Annotated in this window: 21 protein-coding genes and 1 other RNA gene; 3 read left to right on the top strand and 19 right to left on the bottom strand. The window is 64.3% G+C overall.

Annotation, left to right across the window (positions count from 1 at the left end; all coding sequences use genetic code 11):
- Nucleotides 1–76: 76 nt before the first annotated feature.
- The 16 genes from ftsA to rnpB form a co-directional block, all read right to left on the bottom strand.
- Entirely contained in the window at nt 77–1,309 is a 1,233-nt protein-coding gene (gene ftsA / locus ACY65G_RS13165; RefSeq protein ID WP_131147587.1) for a cell division protein FtsA, read from the bottom strand.
- Nucleotides 1,310–1,356: 47 nt separating this feature from the next.
- Nucleotides 1,357–2,121, bottom strand: a complete 765-nt coding sequence (locus tag ACY65G_RS13160) for a cell division protein FtsQ/DivIB (protein WP_464997809.1) — start codon at nt 2,119–2,121, stop codon at nt 1,357–1,359.
- A 6-nt stretch (nt 2,122–2,127) separates the two neighbouring features.
- Nucleotides 2,128–3,084 (bottom strand): D-alanine--D-alanine ligase, encoded by a 957-nt coding sequence (locus ACY65G_RS13155; protein WP_464997808.1) that lies wholly within the window; start codon nt 3,082–3,084, stop codon nt 2,128–2,130.
- A gap of 16 nt (nt 3,085–3,100) precedes the next feature.
- Nucleotides 3,101–4,489, bottom strand: coding sequence for a UDP-N-acetylmuramate--L-alanine ligase (murC, locus tag ACY65G_RS13150; protein ID WP_464997807.1), 1,389 nt, complete (start codon nt 4,487–4,489; stop codon nt 3,101–3,103).
- Between the two features lie 60 nt (nt 4,490–4,549).
- Entirely contained in the window at nt 4,550–5,617 is a 1,068-nt protein-coding gene (gene murG / locus ACY65G_RS13145; RefSeq protein ID WP_464997806.1) for an undecaprenyldiphospho-muramoylpentapeptide beta-N-acetylglucosaminyltransferase, read from the bottom strand.
- Between the two features lie 8 nt (nt 5,618–5,625).
- Nucleotides 5,626–6,837 (bottom strand): putative lipid II flippase FtsW, encoded by a 1,212-nt coding sequence (gene ftsW, locus ACY65G_RS13140; RefSeq protein WP_464997805.1) that lies wholly within the window; start codon nt 6,835–6,837, stop codon nt 5,626–5,628.
- Nucleotides 6,837–8,339, bottom strand: a complete 1,503-nt coding sequence (murD, locus tag ACY65G_RS13135; protein ID WP_464997804.1) for a UDP-N-acetylmuramoyl-L-alanine--D-glutamate ligase — start codon at nt 8,337–8,339, stop codon at nt 6,837–6,839. The genes ftsW and murD overlap by 1 nt, the downstream gene beginning before the upstream one ends.
- A gap of 35 nt (nt 8,340–8,374) precedes the next feature.
- A complete protein-coding gene (gene mraY, locus ACY65G_RS13130) occupies nt 8,375–9,544 on the bottom strand; it encodes a phospho-N-acetylmuramoyl-pentapeptide-transferase (protein WP_130186074.1) in 1,170 nt (389 codons plus the stop codon).
- A 2-nt stretch (nt 9,545–9,546) separates the two neighbouring features.
- Nucleotides 9,547–10,959: a UDP-N-acetylmuramoyl-tripeptide--D-alanyl-D-alanine ligase gene (locus ACY65G_RS13125; protein WP_464997803.1), complete on the bottom strand. Its 1,413-nt coding sequence runs from the start codon at nt 10,957–10,959 to the stop codon at nt 9,547–9,549.
- Nucleotides 10,959–12,491 carry a UDP-N-acetylmuramoyl-L-alanyl-D-glutamate--2,6-diaminopimelate ligase gene (locus tag ACY65G_RS13120; protein WP_464997802.1) on the bottom strand — a complete coding sequence of 511 codons (1,533 nt, stop codon included), beginning with the start codon at nt 12,489–12,491 and terminating at the stop codon, nt 10,959–10,961. Before ACY65G_RS13120 ends, ACY65G_RS13125 begins: the two co-directional genes overlap by 1 nt.
- The gene (locus ACY65G_RS13115) at nt 12,491–14,269 is read right to left on the bottom strand and encodes a peptidoglycan D,D-transpeptidase FtsI family protein (RefSeq protein ID WP_464997801.1); all 1,779 of its coding nucleotides are present in this window, start codon (nt 14,267–14,269) and stop codon (nt 12,491–12,493) included. The genes ACY65G_RS13120 and ACY65G_RS13115 overlap by 1 nt, the downstream gene beginning before the upstream one ends.
- Nucleotides 14,266–14,538 (bottom strand): cell division protein FtsL, encoded by a 273-nt coding sequence (gene ftsL, locus ACY65G_RS13110; RefSeq protein WP_464997800.1) that lies wholly within the window; start codon nt 14,536–14,538, stop codon nt 14,266–14,268. The genes ACY65G_RS13115 and ftsL overlap by 4 nt, the downstream gene beginning before the upstream one ends.
- A complete protein-coding gene (gene rsmH, locus ACY65G_RS13105) occupies nt 14,535–15,512 on the bottom strand; it encodes a 16S rRNA (cytosine(1402)-N(4))-methyltransferase RsmH (protein ID WP_464997799.1) in 978 nt (325 codons plus the stop codon). Before rsmH ends, ftsL begins: the two co-directional genes overlap by 4 nt.
- Before the next feature lie 12 nt (nt 15,513–15,524).
- Complete coding sequence (mraZ, locus tag ACY65G_RS13100) at nt 15,525–15,953, bottom strand: division/cell wall cluster transcriptional repressor MraZ (protein WP_464997798.1); 429 nt, start codon at nt 15,951–15,953, stop codon at nt 15,525–15,527.
- 900 nt (nt 15,954–16,853) lie between these two features.
- Entirely contained in the window at nt 16,854–18,341 is a 1,488-nt protein-coding gene (glpK, locus tag ACY65G_RS13095; protein WP_464997797.1) for a glycerol kinase GlpK, read from the bottom strand.
- Between the two features lie 9 nt (nt 18,342–18,350).
- An RNA gene (rnpB, locus tag ACY65G_RS13090) (RNase P RNA component class A) lies at nt 18,351–18,688 on the bottom strand.
- A 130-nt stretch (nt 18,689–18,818) separates the two neighbouring features.
- On the opposite strand from rnpB, the gene ACY65G_RS13085 reads away from it, so the two are divergent.
- Nucleotides 18,819–20,528, top strand: coding sequence for a thiamine pyrophosphate-binding protein (locus tag ACY65G_RS13085; RefSeq protein ID WP_464997796.1), 1,710 nt, complete (start codon nt 18,819–18,821; stop codon nt 20,526–20,528).
- Between the two features lie 3 nt (nt 20,529–20,531).
- Here ACY65G_RS13085 and ACY65G_RS13080 read toward each other — a convergent pair whose 3' ends face one another.
- Nucleotides 20,532–21,020, bottom strand: coding sequence for a hypothetical protein (locus ACY65G_RS13080; protein ID WP_464997795.1), 489 nt, complete (start codon nt 21,018–21,020; stop codon nt 20,532–20,534).
- On the opposite strand from ACY65G_RS13080, the gene ACY65G_RS13075 reads away from it, so the two are divergent.
- A complete protein-coding gene (locus tag ACY65G_RS13075) occupies nt 21,019–21,231 on the top strand; it encodes a hypothetical protein (RefSeq protein WP_464997794.1) in 213 nt (70 codons plus the stop codon). The two genes, ACY65G_RS13080 and ACY65G_RS13075, sit on opposite strands and share 2 nt — an antisense overlap.
- A 1-nt stretch (nt 21,232) precedes the next feature.
- On the opposite strand, the gene ACY65G_RS13070 is transcribed toward ACY65G_RS13075, so the two are convergent.
- Nucleotides 21,233–22,345: a porin gene (locus ACY65G_RS13070; RefSeq protein WP_464997793.1), complete on the bottom strand. Its 1,113-nt coding sequence runs from the start codon at nt 22,343–22,345 to the stop codon at nt 21,233–21,235.
- A gap of 160 nt (nt 22,346–22,505) precedes the next feature.
- Complete coding sequence (locus ACY65G_RS13065) at nt 22,506–24,146, bottom strand: methyl-accepting chemotaxis protein (protein WP_464997792.1); 1,641 nt, start codon at nt 24,144–24,146, stop codon at nt 22,506–22,508.
- 338 nt (nt 24,147–24,484) lie between these two features.
- On the opposite strand from ACY65G_RS13065, the gene ACY65G_RS13060 reads away from it, so the two are divergent.
- Nucleotides 24,485–25,459, top strand: a complete 975-nt coding sequence (locus tag ACY65G_RS13060) for a TauD/TfdA family dioxygenase (RefSeq protein ID WP_464997791.1) — start codon at nt 24,485–24,487, stop codon at nt 25,457–25,459.
- Nucleotides 25,460–25,470 lie beyond the last annotated feature (11 nt).

The following is a 25,470-nucleotide window of genomic DNA, read 5'->3' as shown; positions in this document are numbered from 1 at the left end:
ATAGTTTACCCTGTTGTTACCGTTTCGGGTGTATTTCAGGCTGTCGCGTGCGGCGGCAGGCCTGCAACCGCCCACCTCAGAAGTTCCCGAGGAACCATTCCTTCATGCGTTGCCAGACCGCCTTCACGGACCCGTCCTGGCGCGTCACGATATGCCCGCGCAAATACTGCTTCTTCGCTTCCAGCAAAAGACCGAGCACGGTGGCATAGCGGGGGCTGCGCACCACGTCGGCCAGCTGGCCGCGATAGTCCGGCGTGCCGAGGCGCGCCGGTTTCAGGAAGATGTCCTCCGCCATTTCGACCATGCCGGGCATGATCGAAGAGCCACCGGTCAGCACGATGCCGGACGAGAGTACGCCCTCGTACCCGGATTCGCGCACCACCTGGTGCACCATGGCGAACAGTTCCTCCACGCGCGGCTCGATGACGGCAGCCAGCGCCTGGCGGGACAGGTTGCGAGGACCGCGGTCGCCCAGGCCCGGCACTTCCAGGTGTTCCCCCGGATCTGCCAGCACCTGCTTTGCCACGCCGTAGCGGATCTTGATTTCTTCCGCTTCGGACGTGGGCGTCCGCAAGGCCATCGCTATATCGTTGGTGATCTGGTCACCGGCGATCGGGATCACTGCCGTATGGCGGATCGCGCCGTCCGAGAACACTGCAACGTCGGTGGTGCCGCCGCCGATATCGATCAGCACTACACCCAATTCCTTTTCGTCCGGCGTGAGCACGGCATCCGCGGATGCCATGGGCTGCAGGATCAGGTCCGAAACCTCCAGCCCGCAGCGCCGCACGCACTTGACGATGTTCTGCACCGCGCTCACTGCGCCGGTGACGATATGTACCTTCACTTCCAGGCGGATGCCGCTCATGCCGATCGGCTCGCGCACATCTTCCTGGCTGTCCACGATGAACTCCTGCGGCACCGTGTGCAGCAGCTGCTGATCAGTAGGGATGTTAACGGCCTTTGCCGTTTCGATGACGCGCGCCACATCGGTCGCCGTGACTTCCTTCTCCTTGATCGCCACCATGCCGCTCGAATTGAAGCTGCGGATATGGCTGCCCGCGATGCCCGCATACACGTTGCGGATCTTGCAGTCGGCCATCAGCTCGGCTTCCTCGAGGGCGCGCTGGATGGATTCCACGGTCGCTTCGATGTTCACCACCACGCCCTTCTTCAGGCCCTTCGATTCGTGCTGCCCCAGCCCGATCACTTCGTGGCGGCCATCGCCCATCACCTCGGCCACCACGGCAACCACCTTGGAGGTGCCGATGTCGAGGCCGACGATCAGGTTTTTCGCGTCTTTTGTCATTATCTGCTCGTATGTATTCGTTGTACTGCTTCAGCGTGTTTTTTTGTTTATTTTTTTGCTTTTTCAGCCGGTATCTTCAACCCCGCGGCCGACAGCGCCAGTCCGTTCTGGTAGCGCATGTCGATCGTTTCGATGTCCGGCACGCGCGCGGCCAGCTGCGGCCACACGGAAATCAGCCGCGCCACGCGCTCCTTCAGCATCGTCGGCGTCTGCTCCCGGCCAAGCGCCACGCTGGCGCCGCTTTCCAGCGTCACCGTCCAAGCATAGCGGCTCGACAGGGCCAGGCCCGCCGGCACGAGCTTCGCCGGCGCGAACCATTTGCGCAGCTCCGCATAGCGCGACAGCACTTCCTTCTCGCTGCCGTCCGGGCCGGAAAACTGCGGCAGTTCGTGATCCTCTTCCGCCTCGGCCAGGTTGGCGGTAAATACGTCGCCCTTCACCGACAGCAGGCGGCCATCCTCGCCCCATGTGCCCAGCGCCTCGTGCTCTTCCACTTCCACGATCAGCTGGTTCGGCCATTCGCGCCGCACCGTGGCACGGCGCACCCAGGGCACGGCCTCGAATACCTGGCGCACCTGTTCCAGGTTCGCCGTGAAGAAATTGCCGCGGATGCGGCCCTGCGTGCCGTTCTTCAGCGTCAGCAGGTTCACGTGGCGCAGTTCGGCGCGCTCCATCGCTTCGACACGGATCGTGCGCAGGTCGAATACCGGCCGGTGCGCGATCCACCAGATACCGGCGGCGACGCAAACGGCAAACACCAGCGCGACGATGCCGCTGGCGGTTGCGTTCAAGGCTTTTGCGTCGTGCCACATCGCGTGTTACCCCTTGATCTTCAAACGCGCGGTGCGCAGGATTTCCACGCACAGCGCTTCGTACGACATGCCTTCGGCCCGCGCGGCCATCGGCACCAGCGAATGGCTCGTCATGCCGGGCGACGTGTTCGCCTCCAGCAGGAATGGCCGGTTGTCGCTGTCGCGCAGCAGCACGTCCACGCGCGCCCAGCCCTCGCAGCCCAGCACCCGGTATGCCTCGACGGCGATGCGCCGCATCTCGGCCTGCACCGTTTCGTCGAGCTGTGGCGGGCAGAAATACTGCGTGTCGTCGGTGAAGTACTTGTTCTGGTAATCGTAGTTGCCCTTCGGTGCCACAATCTCCACGACCGGCAGCGCGCGCGCCCCGGCGCCGGTGCCCAGCACCGCCACCGTGAACTCGCGCCCGGCCACGAACGACTCGGCCAGTACCGAATCGTCCAGCGGCGCGCACTTGTCGTAGGCGGCCTGGAAGTCCTCGACGGCTTCGACCTTCGAGAAACCGATCGACGAACCTTCGTGCGGCGGCTTCACGATCAGCGGCAGGCCCAGTTGCGCGGCCACCGCGGCCAGGTCGGCGCCATCGTCCAGCACCGCGTATTCCGGCGTCGGCAGGCCCGCTTTCAGCCACAGGATCTTGGTCGTGATCTTGTCCATCGCCATCGAGCTGGCCATCACGCCACTGCCCGTGTACGGAATACCCAGCAATTCCAGCGCACCCTGCAGGGCGCCGTCCTCGCCGTAGCGGCCGTGCAGCGCGATGAACACGCGGTCGAATTTTTCCGCTTCCAGTTCGCCCAGCGAACGCTGGCCCGGATCGAACGGGTGCGCGTCGATGCCCTGGCTGCGCAGTGCTTCGAGCACGCCGCTGCCGGACATGATGGACACTTCGCGCTCGGCGGACCTGCCGCCGAACAGCACGCCGACCTTGCCGAACGCTTGCGCTTCATCTTTCGAAATACTCATGGTCATGCCCTGTCGTTCAAGCTTTGTAGTTCACCAGTTTGGCCGGCACGCCGCTGATCGCGCCCGCGCCCATCGTCAGGACCACGTCGCCGTCCCGTACCAGGTTCATCACCGTTTCCGGTACCTCGCCGATCGTTTCGACGAAGACCGGCTCGGTCTTGCCGCGCGCGCGGATCGCGCGCACCAGCGAGCGGCCATCGGCGCCCACGATCGGCGCCTCGCCGGCCGGATAGACTTCGACCAGCACCAGCAGGTCCACCACCGACAGCACGCGGGCGAAGTCCTCGAACAGGTCGCGCGTGCGGGTGTAGCGGTGCGGCTGGAACGCCAGTACCAGGCGGCGGCCCGGGTATGCGGCGCGGGCGGCGGCCAGCGTCACTTCGGTTTCCACCGGGTGGTGGCCGAAATCGTCCACCAGCGTGAAGGTACCGCCGCCCGGGATCGCTACTTCGCCATATTTGGTGAAGCGGCGGCCCACGCCTGCGAAGCCGGCCAGGCCGGCCTGCGTGGCGCTGTCCTCGACGCCGATTTCACGCGCGATGGCGACGGCCGAGCAGGCGTTCTGCACATTGTGCATGCCGGGCTGGTTCAGCACCACGTCCAGGTCTGGGAAGCCTTCCTGCAGCACCGTGAAATGCATCTGCGTGCCGACCGCACGGGCGTTCACGGCGCGCACTTCGGCATCTTCCGCGAAACCATACGTGGTGACCGGCTTGGTCACCTGCGGCAGGATGCTGCGCACGTGCGGATCGTCGATGCACAGCATCGCGCGGCCATAGAACGGCAGCCGGTGCGTGAAGTGCACGAATGCCTGTTTCAGCTTCTCGAAATCGTGCTCGTAGGTTTCCATGTGGTCGGCATCGATGTTCGTGATCACCTCGATCATCGGCGCCAGGTTCAGGAACGACGCATCCGATTCGTCCGCCTCGGCCACCAGGTATTCGCCGGAACCCAGCTTGGCATTGGCGCCCGCCGCGGTAAGCCGGCCGCCGATCACGAACGTGGGATCCAGGCCACCCTGGTACAGCACCGAAGCGACCAGCGACGTGGTCGTGGTCTTGCCGTGCGTGCCGGCAATCGCGATGCCGCGCTTCAGGCGCATCAGCTCACCCAGCATCACGGCGCGCGGCACGATCGGGATTTTTTTCGCACGGGCCGCCACCACTTCGGGATTGTCCGCTGCGACCGCGGTGGATGTGACTACCGCGTCGGCGGCACCGATGTATTCGGCCGCGTGGCCCTGGAATATCTGCGCGCCCATGTCGGCCAGGCGCTGCGTAACAGCCGAGCTGCCCAGGTCCGAGCCGCTGACGTTGTAGCCGAGCGTGACCAGCACCTCGGCAATGCCGCTCATGCCGCTGCCGCCGATGCCGACGAAGTGAATGTTCTTGACCTTGTGTTGCATGTTTGCGTTCTTCTCTGCCGTTTATGCGCGTTATTGCCAGTGATTGCCAGTAATTGCTGGTTATGCCAGTTGTTCGAGTACGTTCGCGATCGCGTCGTTCGCGTCGCGCTTGCCCACCGCCCGCGCCGCCACGGCCATGCCGCGGCAGGCGTTGCGCGTGAGCGTTTGCAGCAACGCCGCCAGGCCCTGCGCGGTCAGCTCCGTTTGCGGCATGTGGATCGCCGCATTCTGCTTCTGCATCCATTGCGCGTTGTCGCGCTGATGGCTGGTCGTCGACGCCACGAGCGGCACGAGCACGCTGGCCACGCCGGCCGCCGTCAGCTCGGACACCGTGATGGCGCCGGCGCGGCAGATCACCACGTCGGCCTGCGCATACGCGCTGGCCATGTCGTCGATGAAGTCCACCACGTTCGCCTGCACGCCGGCCTGCGCATAACCGGCGCGCAGCGCATCGATGTTCTTCTTGCCCGACTGGTGCGTCACGAGGGGACGTTCCGCGACCGGGAGGAGCGCCAGCGCGGCCGGAAGCGCATCGTTCAGCGCTTTCGCGCCCAGGCTGCCGCCGACGACGAGGATGCGCAACGGGCCTTCGCGGCCGGCGAAACGCTGCTCGGGCACCGGCAGGTCGAGGATTTCCTTGCGCACCGGGTTGCCCGTGACGATGGCCTTGCCGGCGGCGCGGCCGAAATCGGCCGGGAAGCCGAAGCACACCTTCGAGGCCACGGGCGCCAGCGTCCTGTTCGACAGCAGCAGTGCGGCATCGGCGTTGACGAGCACCAGCGGCACGTTGCGCAGCTTGCTCATCATCCCGCCGGGTACCGTCACGTAACCGCCCATGCCCAGCACGGCGTCGGGCTTGCGGCGCTTCAGTATCCCGTAGCAGTCCCGGAATGCCTTGAGCATCTTCAGTGCGCCGGACACTGTGTGGCCCAGGCCCTTGCCGCGCATGCCGGAAAAATGGATCACGTCCATCATCACGCCGGCCTTCGGCACCAGGTCGCCTTCCATGCCGTGCGATGTGCCCAGCCACGTGACTTCCCAGCCGCGCTCGCGCATGGTCTGCGCGATCGCCAGGCCGGGGAAGATGTGGCCACCGGTGCCGGCCGCCATGATGACCAGTTTTCTCATGTGCGTCGTCATGTGCGCCCACCCCGCATCAGCACGCGGTTTTCATAATCGATACGCAGCAGGATCGCCAGGCCGAGGCAGTTGACGAGCACGCCGGTGCCGCCATAGCTCATCAGCGGCAACGTCAGTCCCTTGGTGGGCAGCAACCCCAAATTGACTCCCATGTTGATGAATGTCTGAATGCCGATCCAGATACCGATGCCCTTGGCGACCAGGCCGGCGAAGGTCTGGTCGATGGCGATCGCCTGGCGGCCGATCTCGAAAGCGCGTTTAACGATCCAGTAGAACATTCCGATGACAACGAGCACGCCGATCAGCCCCAATTCTTCGCCGATCACGGCCAGCAGGAAGTCGGTATGCGCTTCGGGCAGGTAATGGAGCTTTTCCACGCTACCGCCCAGGCCCACGCCGAAGATCTCGCCGCGGCCGAATGCGATCAGCGAATGCGTCAGCTGGTAGGCCTTGTTCAGCGCGTTTTCCTCTTCCCACGGGTTCAGGTAGGCGAAGAAACGGTCGCGCCGGAACTTCGACAGCGCGATGATCGACACGAAGATCGTCACCAGCATGCCGGCGATGCCGCCGAACCAGATCGCATTCACGCCGCCCAGGAACAGGATGCCCATCGCGATGCAGACGATTACGCCGAACGCGCCCAGGTCAGGCTCCAGCAGCAGCAGCAGCCCGACGAAGCCGACGGCCATCGCCATGGGCAGGAAGCCCTTGGTCAGCTTGTGCATGTATTCCTGCTTGCGCACCGTGTAGTCGGCCGCGTACAGCACGATGAACAGCTTCATCAGCTCGGAAGGCTGCAGGTTGTAGATCTTCAGCGACAGCCAGCGCCGGCCGCCATTGACGACCACGCCGACGCCAGGAATCAGCACCAGCACGAGCAGGAACAGCGTGACGATGAACAGATACGGCGCCCAGCGTTGCCATGTGGCGACGGGTATGCGGAACGCCGCCAGCGCTACCACGCCGGAAATCGCGATGAACGTGGCTTGCCGCGTCAGGAAATACGAACTCGAATAAGACGCGTACTTGCGCGAATCGGGCAAGGCGATCGACGCCGAGTACACCATCACCATGCCGAGCAGCAGCAGCAGGATGATCACCCACAGCAGCGGCTTGTCGTACTCCATCATGCGCGACTGGCGCGAACGGATATCGATCGGGGTGACCGACCCACCGCCGGAGAACTTGAATGGCAGCTGGAAGGCCATCAGATCTCCTGTCCCGCATCGAGCGCGATGCCGCGCACGGTGTCGATGAACACCTGCGCGCGGTGCGCGTAGTTCCTGAACATGTCCAGGCTGGCGCAGGCGGGCGACAGCAGCACGGCGTCACCTGCATGGGCCAGCGCCGCGGCGCGTTGCGTTGCCTCTTCCAGCGTCGCGAAATCTTCCAGCGGCACGTTCGTGCCGCCCAGCGCGGCGCGGATGGCCGGCGCATCGCGGCCGATCAGCACCACGGCGCGCACGTAGCGCGACACGGGACCGGCCAGCGGATCGAATTCCTGGCCCTTGCCATCGCCGCCGGCGACCAGCACGATGCGCTGGCTGTCGCCGCCGAAACTCTTGCCCAGGCCGTCGATGGCGGCCACGGTGGCGCCCACGTTGGTGCCCTTGCTGTCGTCGTAGAACTCGACGCCGTTGATGGCGGCCACCAGTTCCACGCGGTGCGGCTGACCCTTGTAGTCGCGCAGGCCGTGCAGCAGCGGTGCGAACGGCAGGCCGATCGCGCGGCACAGCGCCAGCGCGGCCAGCGCGTTCGTGGCGTTGTGCGTGCCGCGGATCTGCAGCGCATCGGCCGGCATCAGCTTCTTGACATAGGTCTCGACGGCAGGCGCCGGCTCGTTCTTGCGGCGCTTCTTCACCGGTTCGGTGTCGTCCGTCGGCTCGGCCGTGGCCAGCCACCACACGCCGCGCTCGTTGACGAGGCCGAAGCTGTGCGGGCCTTCCGGCTCGCCCGTGCCGAAGGTAGCCGTGGTGCCGATCGCATTCGCCATGCGCATCGTCCACGCATCGTCGCGGTTCAGCACGCGTACGGTGTGCTCGCCGAAGATGCGTGCCTTGTCGGCAGCGTAGGCTTCCATCGAACCGTGCCAGTCCAGGTGATCCTGCGTGAGGTTCAGCACCGTGGCGGCATCGGCCTGCAGCGAGTGCGTGGTGTGCAGCTGGAAGCTGGACAGTTCCAGCACCCAGGCTTGCGGAAGACCGTCGGTGTCCATCGCCTCGCGCAGCACGTCCAGCGCGGCGGGGCTGATGTTGCCGGCCACTTTCACGGACAGCCCGGCGCGTTCGCACAGCTGGCCGGTCAGCGTGGTGACGGTGGTCTTGCCATTGGTGCCGGTGATCGCGATGACCTTCGGCACATAGGCGCGATCGGCCTTCAGCCAGGCCAGCGCCTGGGCGAACAGTTCGATCTCGCCCCAGACCGGGATGTTCTTTTCCTGCGCGGCCGGCAGGAGGGCGGCCAGTTCGCGGTCCGGCGCCAGGCCGGGGCTGACGGCAACGAAGTCCACGCCGTCCAGCAGCGCGGCACCGAACGGGCCGGAGATGAACTGCGTGCCGGGCACCGCTTCGCGCAGCGCGGGCAGGCGGTCCGGCACGGCGCGCGTATCCGCCACGCGCAGCAGCGCGCCGCAGCGGGCGAGCCACTGCGCCATGGCCAGGCCCGATTCGCCAAGGCCCAGCACCAGCGCGATTTTGCCGTTATAGATCATCTTTGATTACCGCTTATATCGTTTACTAACCGTTGTTACCGCAGCTTCAGCGTGGACAGGCCCACCAGCACCAGCATCATCGTCACGATCCAGAAGCGCACCACGACCTGGGTTTCCTTCCAGCCCTTCTGTTCGAAATGGTGATGCAAAGGCGCCATCAGGAACACGCGGCGGCCCTGGCCATAGCGCTTCTTGGTGTACTTGAACCAGCCCACCTGGATGATCACGGAAACCGTTTCGGCGACGAAGATGCCGCCCATGATGAACAGCACGATCTCCTGGCGCACGATGACGGCAATGGTGCCCAGTGCGCCGCCCAGCGCCAGCGCGCCCACGTCGCCCATGAACACTTGCGCGGGGTGCGTGTTATACCAGAGGAAGGCCAGGCCGGCGCCGGCCATCGCGCCGACGAAGATGATCAGTTCGCCGGCACCGGGAATGTGCGGAATGAACAGGTATTTCGAGTACGTGGCGCTGCCGGTGAGGTAAGCGAACAGGCCGAGCGCGGAACCGACCATCACGGTCGGCATGATCGCCAGCCCGTCCAGGCCATCGGTGAAATTGACGGCGTTCGACGAACCCACGATCACGCAATAGGTCAGCGCGATGAAGCCCCACACGCCCAGCGGGTAGCTGATGGTCTTGAAGAACGGCACGATCAGGTCGGCCTTCGGCGGCAGGTCCATCGAGAAGCCCGACTGCACCCACTGGAAGAACAGCTTGAACACTTCGGCCGGCGTGGGTGCCGACACGGAAAACGCCAGGTACAGCGCGGCGGCCACGCCCACCAGCGACTGCCAGAAATATTTTTCGGCCGAGCGCATGCCTTCCGGGTCCTGGTTGACCACCTTGCGATAGTCGTCCACCCACCCCACGGCGCCGAAGCCCAGCGTGACGACGATCACCGGCCAGATCAGCCGGTTCGACCAGTCGCACCACAGCAGCGTGGAGACGCCGATCGCGATCAGGATCAGTACACCGCCCATCGTGGGCGTGCCGTGTTTTTTCAGGTGCGTTTGCGGCCCGTCGGTACGCACGGCCTGGCCGTACTTCATCGCGGTCAGCTTGCGGATCACGGCGGGACCGGCGACGAGGCCGATCACCAGCGCCGTGATCGTGGCGAACACCGCGCGAAATGTAATGAAGGTGAAGACGCGGAATGCGCCGATATCGTCCTGCAGGTACTGTGCGAGCCAAAGCAGCATGATCAGTGGTTTTCCTTGTTAGCTTGTTGCGATCCAATCAAATGCTGCACGACCCGCTCCATCTTCATGAAACGGGAGCCCTTGATCAACACCGTGGTGTCCAGCGTCACTGCCGCGTCGACTGCCGCGAGCAATGCGTCGAACTGTTCGAAATGACGGATGTTCGTTAAGCCCGAACCTGCAACCGCGCCCTGCATGTGCAGGGACAGCGTTCCCGTCACGAGCACCTGTTCGATGCCCTTCTGTGCCGCATGGGCGGCGATCTCTTCGTGGAATTCCTTTCCCTGGGTGCCCACTTCACCCATGTCGCCCAGCACCAGCACGCGCGGTGCCGGGCTGCCCGCCAGCACGTCGATCGCGGCGCGCACGGAATCCGGGTTCGCGTTGTAGGTATCGTCGATGACGACCGCGCCATTGGCGGCCTGCTTGCGCTGCAGCCGGCCGCTGACCGGTGCGAAGCTTTCCAGCCCCGCCTTGACGTGGTCGAACGAAATGCCGGCGGCGGCCGTGCAGGCGGCGGCGGCCAGCGCGTTGCGCACGTTGTGCTCGCCGGCTGCCTGCAGGGCGACATAGAACTGCACCAGCTCGCCATCGCTGCAGCGGATCGACACGAACATCTGGTTGCCGAAATCGGCCGGGCGGAACGTGCAGCTCACGTCGGCCTCCTTGGTCAGGCCGAAGGTGATCGTGCGGCGGCTGCCGGCGAGCTCGCGCCACACCGGCGTGAATTCGTCGTGCGACGGGAACACCGCCGTACCGTCGCCTGGCAGCGCGGCCAGCGCGGCACCGTTCTCGCGCGCCACGGCTTCCACCGTGTGCATGAATTCCTGGTGTTCGCGCTGCGCATTGTTGACCAGCGCAATGGTGGGCGCGGCGATCTTCGCCAGCCGGCCGATCTCGCCCGGATGGTTCATGCCCAGTTCAACGACGGCCGACGAGTGATGCGGGGCCAGTCGGAACAGCGTGAGCGGGACGCCGATCTCGTTGTTCAGGTTGCCGCGCGTGGCCAGCCGGTCTTCCTCGCCGTGGGCGGCGGCCAGGATGGCGGCGATCATTTCCTTGACGGTCGTCTTGCCGTTGCTGCCCGTGACGCCGATGAGCGGCAGGTCGAACTGGCCGCGCCACCAGCGGGCGATCTCGCCCAGCGCCACCAGCGTGTCGGGAACGAGGATGACGGAAAGCGTGGCCGGCGCGGTCCAGCCTTCCGGCAGTTTCTCGACGACGACGGCGGCCGCATTCTGCGCCACCTGCGGCAGGAAATCGTGGGCATCGAAGTTCTCGCCGCGCAGCGCGACGAACAGGGCGCCGGGCGCCACGGTGCGGCTGTCAGTCGACACGCCGTCGAAAGCGACGGGTTCTCCCGACAGGCGCGCGCCGCTCAGCGCGCCCAGGATCTGGTCCAGCGTTGCGCGCATCAGTTCGGCCTCATCATCGTCAGTCGGGCAGTCAGCGCCAGTTGGGCGTGATCGGTATCGGAGAACGGCAATTTCTTGCCCTTGATTTCCTGGTACGGTTCATGGCCCTTGCCGGCCACCAGGATCACGTCGTTTTTCCCGGCGTGCTTGACGGCGGAAAGGATGGCCGCGGCGCGGTCCTCGATCGGCTGCGCCGGGCGGCTGGCATCCATGCCTGCCACGATCTGCGCAATGATCGCGTGCGGATCCTCGCTGCGCGGGTTGTCGCTGGTGACGAGCACGTGGTCCGCCGCCTGCGCGATGCGGCCCATCTGCGGGCGCTTGCCCGGATCGCGGTCGCCGCCGCAGCCGAACACGCACCACAACTGGCCGCCGCGGTCGGTGGCGACCGGGCGCAGCGCCTCGAGCGTTTTTTCCAGCGCATCGGGCGTGTGCGCGTAATCGATGACGACCATCGGCGCCTCGTTGCCGCCCACGAGCTGCATGCGGCCCGGCGCCGGCGTCAATGCCTCGATGGCGTCGACGGCCGCGCGCAGCGGCATGCCTTTCGCCAGCAGCGCGCCCAGCACGCCCAGCGCATTGCTGACGTTGAACCCGCCCACCAGCTTCGTCTTCACCTGTGCGGCGCCGTAGGGCGACTCGAGGTGGAACTCGGTGCCGGCGCTGCGGCTCTTCACCTGACTGGCGCGCAGGATGGATACGCCTTCCAGTCCGGCCATGTCGATGTCGTTCTTCAGCGTGTAGCCGATCACCAGGCCATCCTTCACCTGCGACGCCATGCGCACGCCTGCCGGATCGTCCAGGTTGATCACGGCCGCCTTCAGGCCCGGCCAGGCGAACAGCTTTTCCTTGGCTTGCGCATAGGCTTCCATCGAACCGTGGAAATCCAGGTGGTCGCGCGTGAGGTTCGTGAACAGCGCCACGTCGAAATGCATGCCCGCCACGCGGCCCTGTTCGAGCCCGATCGACGAGACCTCGATCGCCAGCGAGCGCGCGCCGGCGGCGCGGCATTCGTCCAGCGTGCGGGCCAGCAGCACCTGGTCCGGCGTGGTGTAGCCGGTGGCCGTGAATTCCGGTTCGGTGCGGCCATGGAACAGGCCCACGCCCAGTGTACCGATGACGGCGGCCGTTTCGCCGGCGCGCGACAGCGCGTGGCCAAGCCACACGGCCGACGACGTCTTGCCGTTCGTGCCCGTGATGCCGACCGTGAACATGCCCGCATCGGGCATGCCGTACACGGCGTGCGCGATCGGCCCCGCCGCGTGCTTCAGGTCCGCTACCGGCAGGCTGGCCACGCGCCACTCCGGCTTCCAGGCAAACCCCTCGGGGTCGTACACCACGGCGCTGGCGCCCTGCTCGATGGCGCGTTCCATATAGGTACGGCCATCCCCGGCGCTGTTGTTCGGGTAGGCAAAGAAAATGTCGCCGGGCTTGATCCGGCGCGAGTCCGAAGCCAGCTGCCCGTTCGGGGCAGCCTTCCTGATCCAGTGGGCGATCTTGTTGATGTCGTCGTTATTGTTCATGTCCGTCATTACATGGCCTCCCCTTCGTTACCCGTAGGAGCCACGATTTCCGTCACGGTGGAATCGGGAGGCACGTTCATGGCGCGCAGCGCGTTCTCTGCGACTTTTGCAAAAGTGGGTGCAGCCACCTGGCCACCGTAACGGCCGCCCTGGGTCGGCTCGTCGATCATCACCGCGATCACGAAGCGCGGTGCCGACAGCGGCACGATGCCCACGAAGGAGCCGATGTACTTGCGCGGGATCGCATAACGGCCGTTTTCGGCCTTGTAGGCAGTGCCCGTCTTGCCGCCCACGCGGTAGCCCGGAACCTGGGCCTGCTTGGCGGTGCCGTCCTTGCCGGTGACGACCAGCTCGAGCATCTCGCGCATCTGCCGCGCGGTCTGCGACTTGATGATCTGCTGGCCCTGCGGCAGGTCATTGCTTTTCTCGAACGTGAGCGGGATCAGGTCGCCGTCGCGGGCGAACATCAGGTAGGAACGGGCCAGCTGGATCAGCGATACCGAGATGCCGTTACCGTAGCTCATCGTGGCCTGCTCGATCGGGCGCCAGTTCTTGTACGGGCGCACGCGGCCCGCAACGGCGCCGGGGAAGCCCCACTTCGGCTGCTGGCCGAAACCGACCTTGGTGAACATTTCCCACATATCCTGCGCCGGCATCGACAGCGCGATCTTCGTGGTACCGATGTTCGACGACATCTCCATGACCTGCTGCACGTTGATCACATGGTGTGCCTTGGTGTCGCTGATCGTGCGGTCCTTGATCGTGAGGCGGCCGTTACCGGTGTCGATGTGCGTATAAGGCGTGACGACGCCCTTGTCCAGCGCCAGCGCCACGGTGATCGATTTCAGCGTGGACCCCGGCTCGAACGTGTCGGTCATCACGCGGTTGCGCAGCTGCGCGCCGGTGAGCTTGCGGCGGTCGTTCGGGTCGTAGCTGGGGTAGTTCGCGAGCGCGAGCACTTCGCCCGTGTGCACGTCCAGCACCACGGCGGCGCCGGCCTTGGCGGCGAATTTCTCGACGGCGGCCTTCAGCTGGGTGAAGGCGATGTACTGGATCTTCGAATCGACCGACAGCACCAGGTCCTTGCCGTCGTGCGGTTCGTGCTTGGCGCCGATATCCTCGACGATATGGCCCAGGCGGTCCTTGATGACGCGGCGCGAGCCGGTCTGGCCCACCAGCGTTTTCTGGTGCGCCAGCTCCATCGATTCCTGGCCCACGTCTTCCACGTTGGTGAAACCCACCACGTGGGTCATCACTTCGCCCTGCGGGTAGAAGCGCTTGTATTCCTTGCGCGTGTCGATGCCGTCGATCTTCAGCTTCGCGATCTCGTCGGCCACGTCCTGCTCGACCTGCCGCTTCAGGTAAACGAAGTTGCGGTCGGAATCGAGTTTCTTGCGCAGCTCGGCCTCGTTCATGTCGAGCAGCCTGGCCAGCGCGCGGATCTTTTCCGGCGGCGCCTGCAGCACGTCGTCCGGAATCGCCCAGATGGCCTTCACGGGAATCGACGATGCCAGCACCTGGCCATTGCGGTCCATGATCTTGCCGCGCGTGGCCGGCAGTTCGATCGTGCGCGCATAGCGGATTTCGCCCTGCTTCTGCAGGAATTGCGTGGACAGCCCCTGCAGCCAGACCGCGCGCACGGCCAGTGCCGCGAAGGCGGCGAACAGCACGAACAGCACCACGCGCGAACGCCACGTCGGCAGCCGCACCGCGAGCACGGGGCTCTTCGTGAACGACACGCCCTTGGAGGCGGCCACGCGGGAGCTTGCGGGATTCGGGCGGCTCACTCTTCGCCCTCCGTCAGGTATTGCGTGCGCGCCGGCGTCAACTGGGTCATGCCCAGGTCGCCGTGCGCGATTTCCTCGATGCGGGCATGCTTGCCCAGCGTGGACTGGTCCAGCTGCAGCTGCGCCCATTCGATGTCGAGCTGGCGCGCCTTGGCCTGCGCGCGCTCCAGTTCGATGAACAGGTGGCGGGCCTGGTATTGCGCGTTGACGAGCGACAGCGCGCAGCCCACCAGCAGCGCGGCCAGTACGACGCTGAGCTTGCCGGTCATGCCGGCCTCTCGTGCTTGGGCAGCCGCATGGGCAGACGAGCTGCAACGCGCATGACCGCCGAACGGGCACGCGGGTTCTCATCGACCTCACGGTCGGAGGGCTTGATCTTGGCCAGCAGCTTCACTTCGGGCTGCGGCAGGTCCGCGGCGCGGATCGGCAGCCGGCGGTCCGGCTGCGGCACGTTGGCACGTTCGGCGAGGAAGCGCTTGACGATCCGGTCTTCCAGCGAATGGAAGCTGATGACGGCCATGATGCCGCCGGGCGCCAGCGCGTCGTATGCCTGCTTCAATCCGGCCTGGAGGTCCTCAAGCTCTTGATTGATGTGAATCCGGATAGCCTGAAAGGTCCTTGTGGCCGGATCCTTGCCCTTCTCCCGGGTTTTGACCGCGCCTGCCACGATGCCGGCAAGCTGTCGTGTGCTTGAAATTGATTCGACTGCCCGGCGAGCAACAATCGCCTTTGCAATCTGAAAAGCAAACCGTTCTTCCCCATAATCCCTGATCACCTTTTCAAGAGTCTGTTCCGATTCCGTGGCCAGCCATTCGGCCGCGGAGATGCCGCGTGTCGTGTCCATCCGCATGTCGAGCGGCCCGTCATTGCGGAACGAAAAGCCGCGCGCAGCGTCATCCACCTGCGGCGACGAAATGCCCAGGTCGAGCAGCACGCCATCGACCTGGCCGATGCCGCGTTCGGCAAAGGCGGTCGCCATCGTGGCGAAACTGTCGTGCACGATCGTGAAGCGCGGGTCGTCGATGGTGTGCGCGGTGGCGATGGCTTGCGGGTCCTTGTCGAACGCGACAAGGCGGCCCTGTGCGCCGAGGCGCGACAGCAGCAGGCGGCTGTGGCCGCCGCGGCCGAAAGTACCGTCGACATAGATGCCGTCGGCGCGCTCGCCGGCAATGGCGAGCGCGTCGACCGCTTCGTCCAACAGCACCGTACGATGCTGGAAATCTGGCACCGCTGTGTTCTTCATGTGGCGGGGCCTTTAGAAAGAGAAATCGGACAGTGTGTCCGGCATGCCGGTGTCGATCGTGGCTTGCTCGTTTTCAGCGCGTTTCACCGGGTCCCAGATTTCGAAATACGTCACCATGCCGGACAACACGACTTCGCGGCCCAGCCCGGCCGCAGCGCGCAGTTCCGGCGCCACGAGAATGCGGCCGGCGGAATCCATCTCCACGTCGCTGGCATTGCCCAGCAAGATGCGTTGCCAGCCTCGGGCGGACATCGGCCACGACGCAATCTGGTCGCGCTTGGCTTCCCACATGGGGCGGGGATACATCAGCAGGCAACCGTCCGGGTGCTTGGTCAGCGTAAGGCGACCTTCACACTGGATCGCCAGTGCGTCACGATGCTTGGCGGGAATAGACATCCTGCCTTTCGCATCGAGACTGATCGCGGAAGCGCCCTGGAACACGGCTGTACTTTCTTTTCAGAACCTGGTTTGGATAAATCTGTTGTTGGCTTTGGGTGGCGCCGTTTCCGCCCCGTTATCCCACAAAACGACACTTTTTGACACAGGTGCCCACTTTAGAGGACGGCACGACAGTGGTCAAGCGATTTCCAAGCGGTAAAAGTCGATTTTTACTAATGAAATTAAGGACTTAGCGCGTATCGTTCAAGCAGTCTCACGCCAGAAAACATTGACAAATCAGGTACCTAGGCCATTTAGTGCATGTGCTACCTCATCTGCGGCGCAGCATGAAACGCTACCGACTGGCAAGCGATAAAATTTGAGAAAAATATAACGTTGCTGATGTGCAACGGATGAGTGGTGGGGCGACAACAGCCATCAGGCGGGGACGAAACGCGGGGTTGTCGTCGTTTCCCGACAGTGTGAGCGCATTAATGCAGGGCTCGGAGCGTAGTAGGTGCTTCGGAGAATGACCTGTCTCAATATCATTTCGACAAATATATTGCCGGAGAGAGACGCCAACGAGTGTCCAAGACATACTCCGTGGAAACAATTTGTATAGACAAATTATTGGCTTTTCGATGAATTAAAAAACAGTAATTCCGTGCATATAGTGTCTTTCATGAAGATATCGACATGGTAATAGCATACGGAATAATGCAGCCTGCAAGCGGAGTAAATACTTCACCGCAAACGCTTAATGAGGTGGAGTTCGTGACGCTGCGAATGTACCTTTATACAAACCCTGTGACGCGAACGACTGCATCGAATGCCGGCGCAAAAGCCAAGCTGTTCTCGAGGTCGCAATATCGGCGTGCCGCTACGATGGCCCAAGGCATGTGCGGCGCCATGCAGAGTACCGTCATTGCAAAGAAAAAATATAGGCCGAACCTGGAGCGGGACTCAGTCAACGTCCCACCCGCGCGAGCGCTCCACGGCCCGCCCCCAACGTGCCAGCAGGGCAACGCGCCGCTCTTCCGGCATGGCCGGCTCGAACCGCCGTTCGCACTGCCACTGCGCGGCGATTTCTTCTTTCGACGCCCAGAAATGCACGGCCAGGCCTGCCAGGTAGGCGGCGCCCAGCGCGGTGGTTTCCGTTACGCGCGGGCGCACGACGGGCACGCCGAGCAGGTCGGCCTGGAATTGCATCAGCAGGTCGTTGCGCGCCGCGCCGCCATCGGCGCGCACTTCGACGACCGGGTGCGCGGCGTCGCGCTGCATCGCCGCCAGCAGCTCGGCGCTTTGGTAGGCGATGGCCTCCACCGCCGCGCGGGCGATGTGGGCGGCGGTGCTGCCGCGCGTCAGGCCGACGATCGTGCCGCGCGCATACGGGTCCCAGTGCGGGGCGCCGAGGCCGACGAACGCGGGAACCAGCAGCACGCCGCCGCTGTCCGGCACGGAGGCGGCCAACGCTTCCACGTCGCTCGATTTCTCGATGATGCCCAGGCCATCACGCAGCCATTGCACGGTGGCGCCGCCCATGAACACGCTGCCTTCGAGCAGGTAGCACGGACCATCGTGGAGCCGCCAGCCCACCGTCGACAGCAGCCGCTGGTGCGACACCACCGGTTGGCTGCCCGCATGCATCAGCATGAAGCAGCCGGTGCCATACGTGTTCTTGACCATGCCGGGCTGGTGGCAGGCCTGGCCGAACGTGGCGGCCTGCTGGTCGCCGGCGATGCCGGCCACGGGGATCGGGCTGCCGAACAGGCTCGCGTGGGTGGCGCCAATCTCGCCGCTGGACGACACGATCTCCGGCAGCACCGCTTCGGGAATATCGAACAGCGCCAGCAGGTCCGCATCCCAGCGCATCAGGTGGATATTGAACAGCATCGTGCGCGACGCGTTGCTCACGTCCGTCACATGGGCACCGCACAGGTTGAACACGAGCCAGCTGTCGACGGTGCCGAAGCACAGTTCGCCGCGCTCGGCCCGCGCGCGCGCGCCGGGCACGTTCTCGAGCAGCCAGGCAAGCTTGGTGGCGGAAAAATAGGCGTCCAGCTCGAGGCCAGTGCAGTCGCGGATCAGGTCTGCCTTGCCGGCGGCGCGCAGGGCTTCGCACTGGTCGGCCGTGCGGCGGTCCTGCCACACGATGGCCGGTGCCACGGGGCGGCCGGTGGCGCGTTCCCAAAGAACGGTGGTCTCGCGCTGATTGGCGATGCCGATCGCGCGCACCTGGGCCGGGCGCACGTTCGCTTCGCGCAGCACCTGGCGCGCCACGGCCAGCTGGCTGGCCCAGATGTCGCCGGGGTCGTGTTCGACCCAGCCGGGCCGGGGGAAATGCTGGGGAAACTCCTGTGCGGCACAGCCGCCGATGCGGCCTTCGTGGTCGAACAGGATGGCGCGGGAACTGGTGGTCCCTTGATCGAGAGCCAGGATGTAGTTCTTCATCGCCGAATTAAGTGAAGCAAGCCGATAGGCCGGATTCTGTTACGGCACCGGCAAGCCGGTGCTATGACAGCCATTCCTCTAGGCGACGGATTACTCCGCCGCTCAAGCTTTCTACCCGCACGCTCCGCGAGCAGCATCATCGCGTGCCTATTTGAAATTGCACCAGGTGGAGGTTACCGCGTTTCACCGTAACTTAATACGCTCGTCTCTGTGGCCCTATTCCTCGCCTTATACCCCGTGAAGGGCTTTCGGCGGACGGCCGTTAACCGTCACCCCGCTCTGTGGAGTCCGGACCTTCCTCCCGCCAACGCATTGCTGCGCCGGCCAGCGGCTGTCTGGCTTGCATCGGGCGCTATTGTAACCGATCGCCGGACGGGGTTCGAAACCTGCGCCGCAAAACGGAAATCGGTGTCGCCATTTCAAAAGCCCGCGCCCTGCCCCCGCTCTAGAATGCCGCATCATCCATAAGAGGCCCACATGACCCATCCAACCCGTTCCGGCGGCCAGATCCTGGTCGATGCACTGCAGATCCACGGCGTCGACACCGCGTTCGGCGTGCCCGGCGAGAGCTACCTGGACGTGCTCGATGCGCTGCACGAATCGGGCATCCGCTTCGTCATCAACCGCCAGGAGGGCGGCGCCGCTTTCATGGCCGACGCCTACGGCAAGCTGACGGGCAAGCCCGGCATCTGCTTCGTCACCCGCGGGCCGGGCGCCACGAACGCGTCGATCGGCGTGCACACGGCTTACCAGGATTCCACGCCGATGATCCTGTTCATCGGGCAGGTGGGCGGGGACTTCATCGACCGCGAAGCCTTCCAGGAAGTGGACTACCGCCGCATGTATGGCCAGATGGCGAAATGGGTGGCCCAGATCGACCGCGCCGAGCGCATTCCCGAATACCTTGCGCGCGCGTTCCAGGTGGCCACCAGCGGGCGCCAGGGTCCGGTCGTGCTGGCCCTGCCGGAGGACATGCTCGTCACGCAGGCTGCCGTGCCGGACACGCGCCGCTACCAGCCCGTGCAGGCTAGCCCGTCGCAGGCGCAGGTCGCCACGCTGCGCGCGATGCTGGCCGGGGCGCAGCGCCCGTTGCTGCTGCTGGGCGGCAGCGGCTGGACCGAAGACGCCTGCGCGGACATCGCCCGCTTCGCCGAAGCGAACCAGCTGCCGGTGGCCTGCGCGTTCCGCTACCAGGACCTGCTCGACAACGACCACCCGCACTACATTGGCGACGTGGGCATCGGCATCAATCCGAAACTCGCCGCGCGCGTGAAGGACGCCGACGTGCTGATCGCCCTCGGCCCGCGCCTGGGCGAAATGACGACCGGCGGCTATACCGTCATCGAGGCGCCGCTGCCGCGCCAGCGGCTGGTGCACATCCATGCCAGCATGGAAGAACTGGGCAGTGTCTTCCAGGCCGAGCTGATGATCGCCAGCGGCATGCCGCAGGCAGCCGCCATGCTGGCGGCGATGGCGCCCATCGAGGCGCCGGCGTGGGCAGGCAGCGTTGCCCAGGCAAGGGAAGAGCTCCACGCATGGCAGCAAAAGCCCGCCATCTTCCAGGATGGCGCGGCGCCGCTGGACCTGTGGCAGGTCGTGCAGGAAATCGATGCGCTGGCACCGCACGACGTCGTCATCACGAACGGCGCCGGCAACTATGCCACGTGGGCGCACCGCTTCCACCGCTACGGCGGCATGCGCACGCAGCTGGCGCCCACCAGCGGCGCGATGGGCTACAGCGTGCCGGCCGGCGTGGCGGCGAAGATCGTCGACCCAGGCCGCACGGTGATCACGTTTGCCGGCGACGGCGAATTCATGATGAACGGCCAGGAGCTGGCCACGGCCGTGCAATATGGCGCGGGCGTGATCGTCATCGTGTTCAACAACCGCATGTTCGGCACGATCCGCATGCACCAGGAGCGCGCCTATCCGGGCCGTGTCTCGGGTACCGATCTCGAGAATCCGGATTTCGCCGCGCTGGCGCAAGCCTATGGCGGCCATGGCGAAACGGTGGAAACCACCGCGCAGTTCGCGCCCGCACTGGAACGCGCCCTCGCCTTCACGCGTGAACAAAACCTGCCGGCCGTGATCGAACTGCGCTACGACGGCAACCTGATCACGCCGGGCGCCACGCTGGAAACGATCCGCGACCAGGCCGCGAAGGCGAAGACTGCGCAGGCGAACTAAGCACTATCCCTGCGATGGCGGCGCCGGCTCCCACTTCGGCGCCGCGGGCGCTTCGGCCGGCGCCTTCTTGCCGGCCGGGCAGGCACGGCACGCCTTGGGTTTCTGCGCGAAGTCGCGCACCTTCTGCAAGGTCATCGGCAGCGACTCGTCGGCACAATAGCCGCCGTCCAGCGTCAGCGTGCTGCCATCGCTTGAAAACTTGCCGCTGAGCGTGCGCTCCGGCTCGTCCGGCGGCTGTACCGTGAAATACATCTGCCGGCCGCGCGGGTCGATATTGACGTCGTTCGCCACCACCGGCCACGACAGGCCGCCCGCCGTGTATTCGTAGATTACCGTATCCACCTCGGCAAAGCGCTGCAGCGTGACGCGCTGGCCACCGAACTCGCCACCCGGCTGCACGCACAGGTCCGAGTACACCGCCATGCCATAGCGCGGCAGGCCGCCCTTGCCGGGCGCGGTTTTCTTCGCACCCTGCGGTGCGGCGGCGGCCATGGCGCAAGCGAAGAGCAAGGAGATGGCGACGCTCGATCTTGTTTTCATTGGAAGGCCGTCAGAGTGGATTTGGCGTCATTCTACCGCACGAGAAATGGACGAAAACGCGCACGAGAAATGGACGAAAACGCGCACGAGAAATGGACGAAAACGCGCACGAAAAAAAACCGGCCGCGAAGGCCGGTTTCTGCATGCGCCCAAAGGCGAATGACTTAGAACGAGTGACGCACGCCCACGTTGAACGCGGAGTCGCCCGAGCCGACTTCGGTGTTGCCGCCGACGGTGAACGCTGCGCCGTTCTTGTTGTCGATCTTGGCGTACGACACGTAGCCGGTCGTGCGCTTCGAGATGTCGTGCATGTAGCCGATTGCCCACTGCTTGGCATCGCGGTTCACGGCTTCGCGGTCATCCTTGTAGATGAACGAAGCGATGACCTTGCCTGCGCCAGCCACCGGCACTTGCACGCCCAGCAGGCCGTCGCGGCTGTCGCGCGAAGCCGGCACGGCAACGGTCGTGTAGGCGATACCGCCCTGAACGCCATTCACGGTGCCCTGGTTTGCGTAGTTCACGCTGTTCAGGCCCTTGCTGCGGTTGAACATGAAGTAAGCCTTGGCAACCTGGAAGTCATAGTTCACGGCCAGCAGGCTGTTGTGGCCGATGCCGCGCTCCACTGCGGCCGCGGTGGCGGTCGAAGCGGTGTCGTTGTTGCGGTTGTTGTAGGCAACGCGGGCGTTCAGCGGGCCGTTGGTGTACGACACGGCTGCGCTCAGCTGGCGGCCGGCCGACGATTCGGACTGTTCGCCGAAACCGTAGAACACTTCACCGGAGAAACCGTTGAAGATCGGGGTCTGGTACACGACAGCATTGCTGTTACGCACATTGATGCCGTTGGCCGGGAACAGGTTCTTGGCCGAGCCCGACAGGCCGGCGGCGAACGGGTCACCCACTTGCACCAGCGCGTTGTACCACGGGGTGTACTGACGACCGACGGTCAGCGTGCCCGCTTCTTTCGAACGCAGGCCGACGAAAGCCTGGCGGTTGAACAGCGTGTTGCTGGTGTTGTCCAGCTGGCCGTCGTCGGTCTTGTAGCCCGTTTCCAGGGTGAAGATCGCGGACAGGCCGCCACCCAGGTCTTCCGTGCCGCGGAAGCCGATGCGCGATGCATTGGCGACGCCGGAGGAAACCTTGGTCACGTTGCCGTCTTTACCGCCGCGCTCGGCGACGATACCTGCGTCAACGATACCGTAGATCGTTACATTCGACTGTGCAAAGGCGGCGCTGCTCATTGCGCCCAGAACTGCAACGGAGATTAGAGTTTTTTTCATTACATTTCCTTCAGTTGTGTTGCATCTAAAAAAGTAAAGCAACGGCTAAATTCGGTCTTGCGGTGCCGGGAGCGCATTGGCACTCCGGACCGCTTATGTGTGAGGGCAAACCCCGATTTGCCACTGTGCCGCGTTCCCTTGGTAAAGGTGCGGCGTTCACTTATTGTCGCGGCCGATTCAATCGCACCGTCTTGTTATCAGTGCGCCTGGCACTGGAGGCGGCACTATACTGATGGTTTGCTAATCCATCAAGAGTAAAAATACTCACGAGCTGGGCCAGGCCGGCGGCCTGATCCTGCATGCTGTGCGACGCGGCGGTCGCTTCTTCCACCAGTGCCGCGTTCTGTTGCGTGACGGCGTCCATCTGCGCAATCGCTTCGTTGACCTGCACGATGCCCGCGCTCTGTTCCTGGCCGGCCACGGTGATCTCACCCATGATGTCGGTCACGCGGCGCACGCTGACAACCACTTCGCCCATCGTGTTGCCGGCCTGGTTGACCAGCTTCGTACCGGCTTCGACCTGGTCGACGGAATCGCCGATCAGTTCCTTGATCTCGCGCGCCGCCGCGGCGGAGCGCTGTGCCAGATTGCGCACTTCCGACGCGACCACGGCGAAGCCACGGCCCTGCTCGCCGGCACGGGCAGCTTCCACTGCCGCGTTCAGTGCCAGGATATTGGTCTGGAAGGCGATACCGTCGATCACACCGGTGATGTCCGAAATCTTCTTCGCCGACTCGTTGATCGCGCCCATCCGCTCGACCACCTGCGACACCACCTGGCCACCCTGCTCCGCAATCGCGGAAGCATTCACGGCAAGCTCGTTGGCCTGGCGCGCATTGTCCGAATTGTGGCGCACGGTCGACGTCAGTTCTTCCATCGATGCCGCCGTTTCTTCCAGCGAACTGGCCTGTGCTTCGGTACGGCCCGACAGGTCCATGTTGCCGGCCACCACCTGCTGTGCTGCGCTGGCGATGGTGTCCGTGGCATGGCGCACCTGGCCCACGATATTGGCCAGGCTGTCGCGCATCGACTTCATCGCGAACAGCAGGCTGCTGTCATCGCCCGCACGGGTGTGCACGTCCACGCTCAGTTCACCCGCCGCGATCCGGCCGGCCAGTTCCACCGCGTATTCCGGTTCGCCGCCCAGCGTCTTCACGAGCCAGCGGGTAATCAGCAATGCAGCCAGGGCACCGAGCAGCACGGAGATGACGAGCAGGCCGGCGATCCAGGCGCGGGACGCATTGTATACCTGATCACCAAATTCTGCCGCCGCGCTGCCGCCTTCGCCGTAGTATTTAACCAACTTGTCAACCTGGCCGCGCAAGGCAACGATCAATTTGTTGGATTCGCCCCGGATCAATTGCTTCGCCAGCGGGATGTCGCCGGCGCGCACGGCCGCGCGCAATTTGGCATCCTCGACCATGTAGCGATCCCACAGCGTCAGGAATTCGCTGTACAGCGCCTGCTCTTCCGGCGTCTTGATCAGCGCGACGTATTCGTCCTGCATCTTCTTCAGGTCGACGAGGTCGTTGGCGATCACCTTGTCATATTTGTCCAGCTCGGATACCTGGTCCGAAATGATGTATTGCAGCTCACGGGTCCGCACGCGGGCGATCTGCGACTTGATGTCCTGGATCACGCGCATCGCCGGCATCCAGCGCGACGAGAGGCCACTTGCCGTCTCGTTCACCTTGGCCAGTTGATTGATCGAAAAAAGACCGACGATTGCCGTCAGTAACAGAACCGCCGCGAAGGCCAGTCCCAGCTTGGTGGAGAGCTTGCGCTCAGTGAGCCATTTCATGTGTTTCCCTTGTGAGTGTCTGGCGAGTTGCCGTGTGGCAAAATTCTAGCGCATCGCAACATCGTTTGGACTGATCCGTTATCTATATGTCCAATACAATTTTCTTTTGTGTCGTTTTTACGCCAGTCAAAAGTCACACTACTTGTAACCATCTGTCTGTTAAGCAAGAGGCAACTCTGTTGCACCTGCAAGGCTTCATGCATGAATCTTTTATAGATAAAACAATTCTTGCCTCAGTGACTGCTGGTGCACTGCACAAAAGTTTGTTGAACAACGGGTCAGTCTCAAGCAAAATGCGCTCTTTATTGCCGCACGGCAATTACAATTCAGGGGCTTCCATGTTTTCGTCTATCGAGCAATCCGGCAACATCGCTGTCGTCCAAACCAATTTTTCCTGGGGCGCCGACCTGCCCCGCGTCATCGCCATCGTCGAACGCCATTTCGACGATTTCAACGGCAACGGCTTCTATCCGCACCCCGACGAGGAAGCGCTGCAGCGTGAACTGCTGGAGGTGCCGACACTGCGCGGCTTGGCCACGCATATGGCCAGCCGCAAGGCACGCGGCCTGGCCATCACCGGCCTGGGCCTTGCCGGCCTTTCCGAAGCACACCGCAATGCCGTGCTGTATGCGATCGCGCTGACGCAGGGTTTTCCCACGTCGACCGACCAGCGCACGAAGCGCGTGGCATGGGACGTGCGCGCCCGCCCAGGCAGCCAGTCGAAATTCGTCACGTTCTCCGAACGCACGGGCAATGCGGACATGCATACCGATTCCTCGTTCTATCCGATGCCCGAAGAACAATTCCTGCTGTACGTCGTGGCCTCGGCCCGCTGCAACGGCGGCGAATCGCTGCTGATCGACGTGGAAGACATCGTGGCCGAACTGCAGAAAACCGAAGCAGGCCGTGCCGCCTACGAACTGCTGTGCGATACGCCGGTGCCCTTCCGCGTGCCTTCCGTCTATGCCGCCGGCGACGACCAGATCGAATTATTCTACGCACCGGTGTTCCATGCCGACGGCCTGGCGATGCGGTGGCGCTACGATTCGATTGAAAAAGGACTTGCAGCCCGGCCCGATATGGCCACTACCGAACTGGTAGCGGCGCTGCGCCTGCTCAACGAGATCGTCGAAGAGCGTGCGCCCCGCTTCGTGCGCCAGTTGCCGGACGATACGCTGCTGTGGGCCGACAACCACCGCACGCTGCATGGCCGCGCCATGTATACGGATCCGGGCCGCCACCTGATCCGCATCCGTATCTCGAGCACGCCGAACGCGCACCGCGTGGGGCCGTCCGGCATTTCGGCGGACTGACCGGCGCACCG

The organism is Pseudoduganella sp. jia 12 (assembly GCF_055502675.1).
Note: the sequence above shows the minus strand (reverse complement) of the source record. Positions and strands in the feature narration are given on the sequence as shown.

Coding starts and splice junctions, on each gene's coding strand:
- murC (WP_464997807.1), bottom strand. CDS start 4,489: ATGCAACACAAGGTCAAGAACATTCACTTCGTCGGCATCGGCGGCAGC.
- ACY65G_RS13160 (WP_464997809.1), bottom strand. CDS start 2,121: ATGTGGCACGACGCAAAAGCCTTGAACGCAACCGCCAGCGGCATCGTC.
- ftsA (WP_131147587.1), bottom strand. CDS start 1,309: ATGACAAAAGACGCGAAAAACCTGATCGTCGGCCTCGACATCGGCACC.
- ACY65G_RS13125 (WP_464997803.1), bottom strand. CDS start 10,959: ATGCGCGCAACGCTGGACCAGATCCTGGGCGCGCTGAGCGGCGCGCGC.
- ACY65G_RS13085 (WP_464997796.1), top strand. CDS start 18,819: ATGACCCATCCAACCCGTTCCGGCGGCCAGATCCTGGTCGATGCACTG.
- murG (WP_464997806.1), bottom strand. CDS start 5,617: ATGAGAAAACTGGTCATCATGGCGGCCGGCACCGGTGGCCACATCTTC.
- ACY65G_RS13120 (WP_464997802.1), bottom strand. CDS start 12,491: ATGACGGACATGAACAATAACGACGACATCAACAAGATCGCCCACTGG.
- rsmH (WP_464997799.1), bottom strand. CDS start 15,512: ATGAAGAACACAGCGGTGCCAGATTTCCAGCATCGTACGGTGCTGTTG.
- glpK (WP_464997797.1), bottom strand. CDS start 18,341: ATGAAGAACTACATCCTGGCTCTCGATCAAGGGACCACCAGTTCCCGC.
- ACY65G_RS13070 (WP_464997793.1), bottom strand. CDS start 22,345: ATGAAAAAAACTCTAATCTCCGTTGCAGTTCTGGGCGCAATGAGCAGC.
- ACY65G_RS13155 (WP_464997808.1), bottom strand. CDS start 3,084: ATGAGTATTTCGAAAGATGAAGCGCAAGCGTTCGGCAAGGTCGGCGTG.
- ACY65G_RS13080 (WP_464997795.1), bottom strand. CDS start 21,020: ATGGCCGCCGCCGCACCGCAGGGTGCGAAGAAAACCGCGCCCGGCAAG.
- ACY65G_RS13060 (WP_464997791.1), top strand. CDS start 24,485: ATGTTTTCGTCTATCGAGCAATCCGGCAACATCGCTGTCGTCCAAACC.
- murD (WP_464997804.1), bottom strand. CDS start 8,339: ATGATCTATAACGGCAAAATCGCGCTGGTGCTGGGCCTTGGCGAATCG.
- ftsL (WP_464997800.1), bottom strand. CDS start 14,538: ATGACCGGCAAGCTCAGCGTCGTACTGGCCGCGCTGCTGGTGGGCTGC.
- ftsW (WP_464997805.1), bottom strand. CDS start 6,837: ATGGCCTTCCAGCTGCCATTCAAGTTCTCCGGCGGTGGGTCGGTCACC.
- ACY65G_RS13075 (WP_464997794.1), top strand. CDS start 21,019: ATGGCGCAAGCGAAGAGCAAGGAGATGGCGACGCTCGATCTTGTTTTC.
- ACY65G_RS13065 (WP_464997792.1), bottom strand. CDS start 24,146: ATGAAATGGCTCACTGAGCGCAAGCTCTCCACCAAGCTGGGACTGGCC.
- mraY (WP_130186074.1), bottom strand. CDS start 9,544: ATGCTGCTTTGGCTCGCACAGTACCTGCAGGACGATATCGGCGCATTC.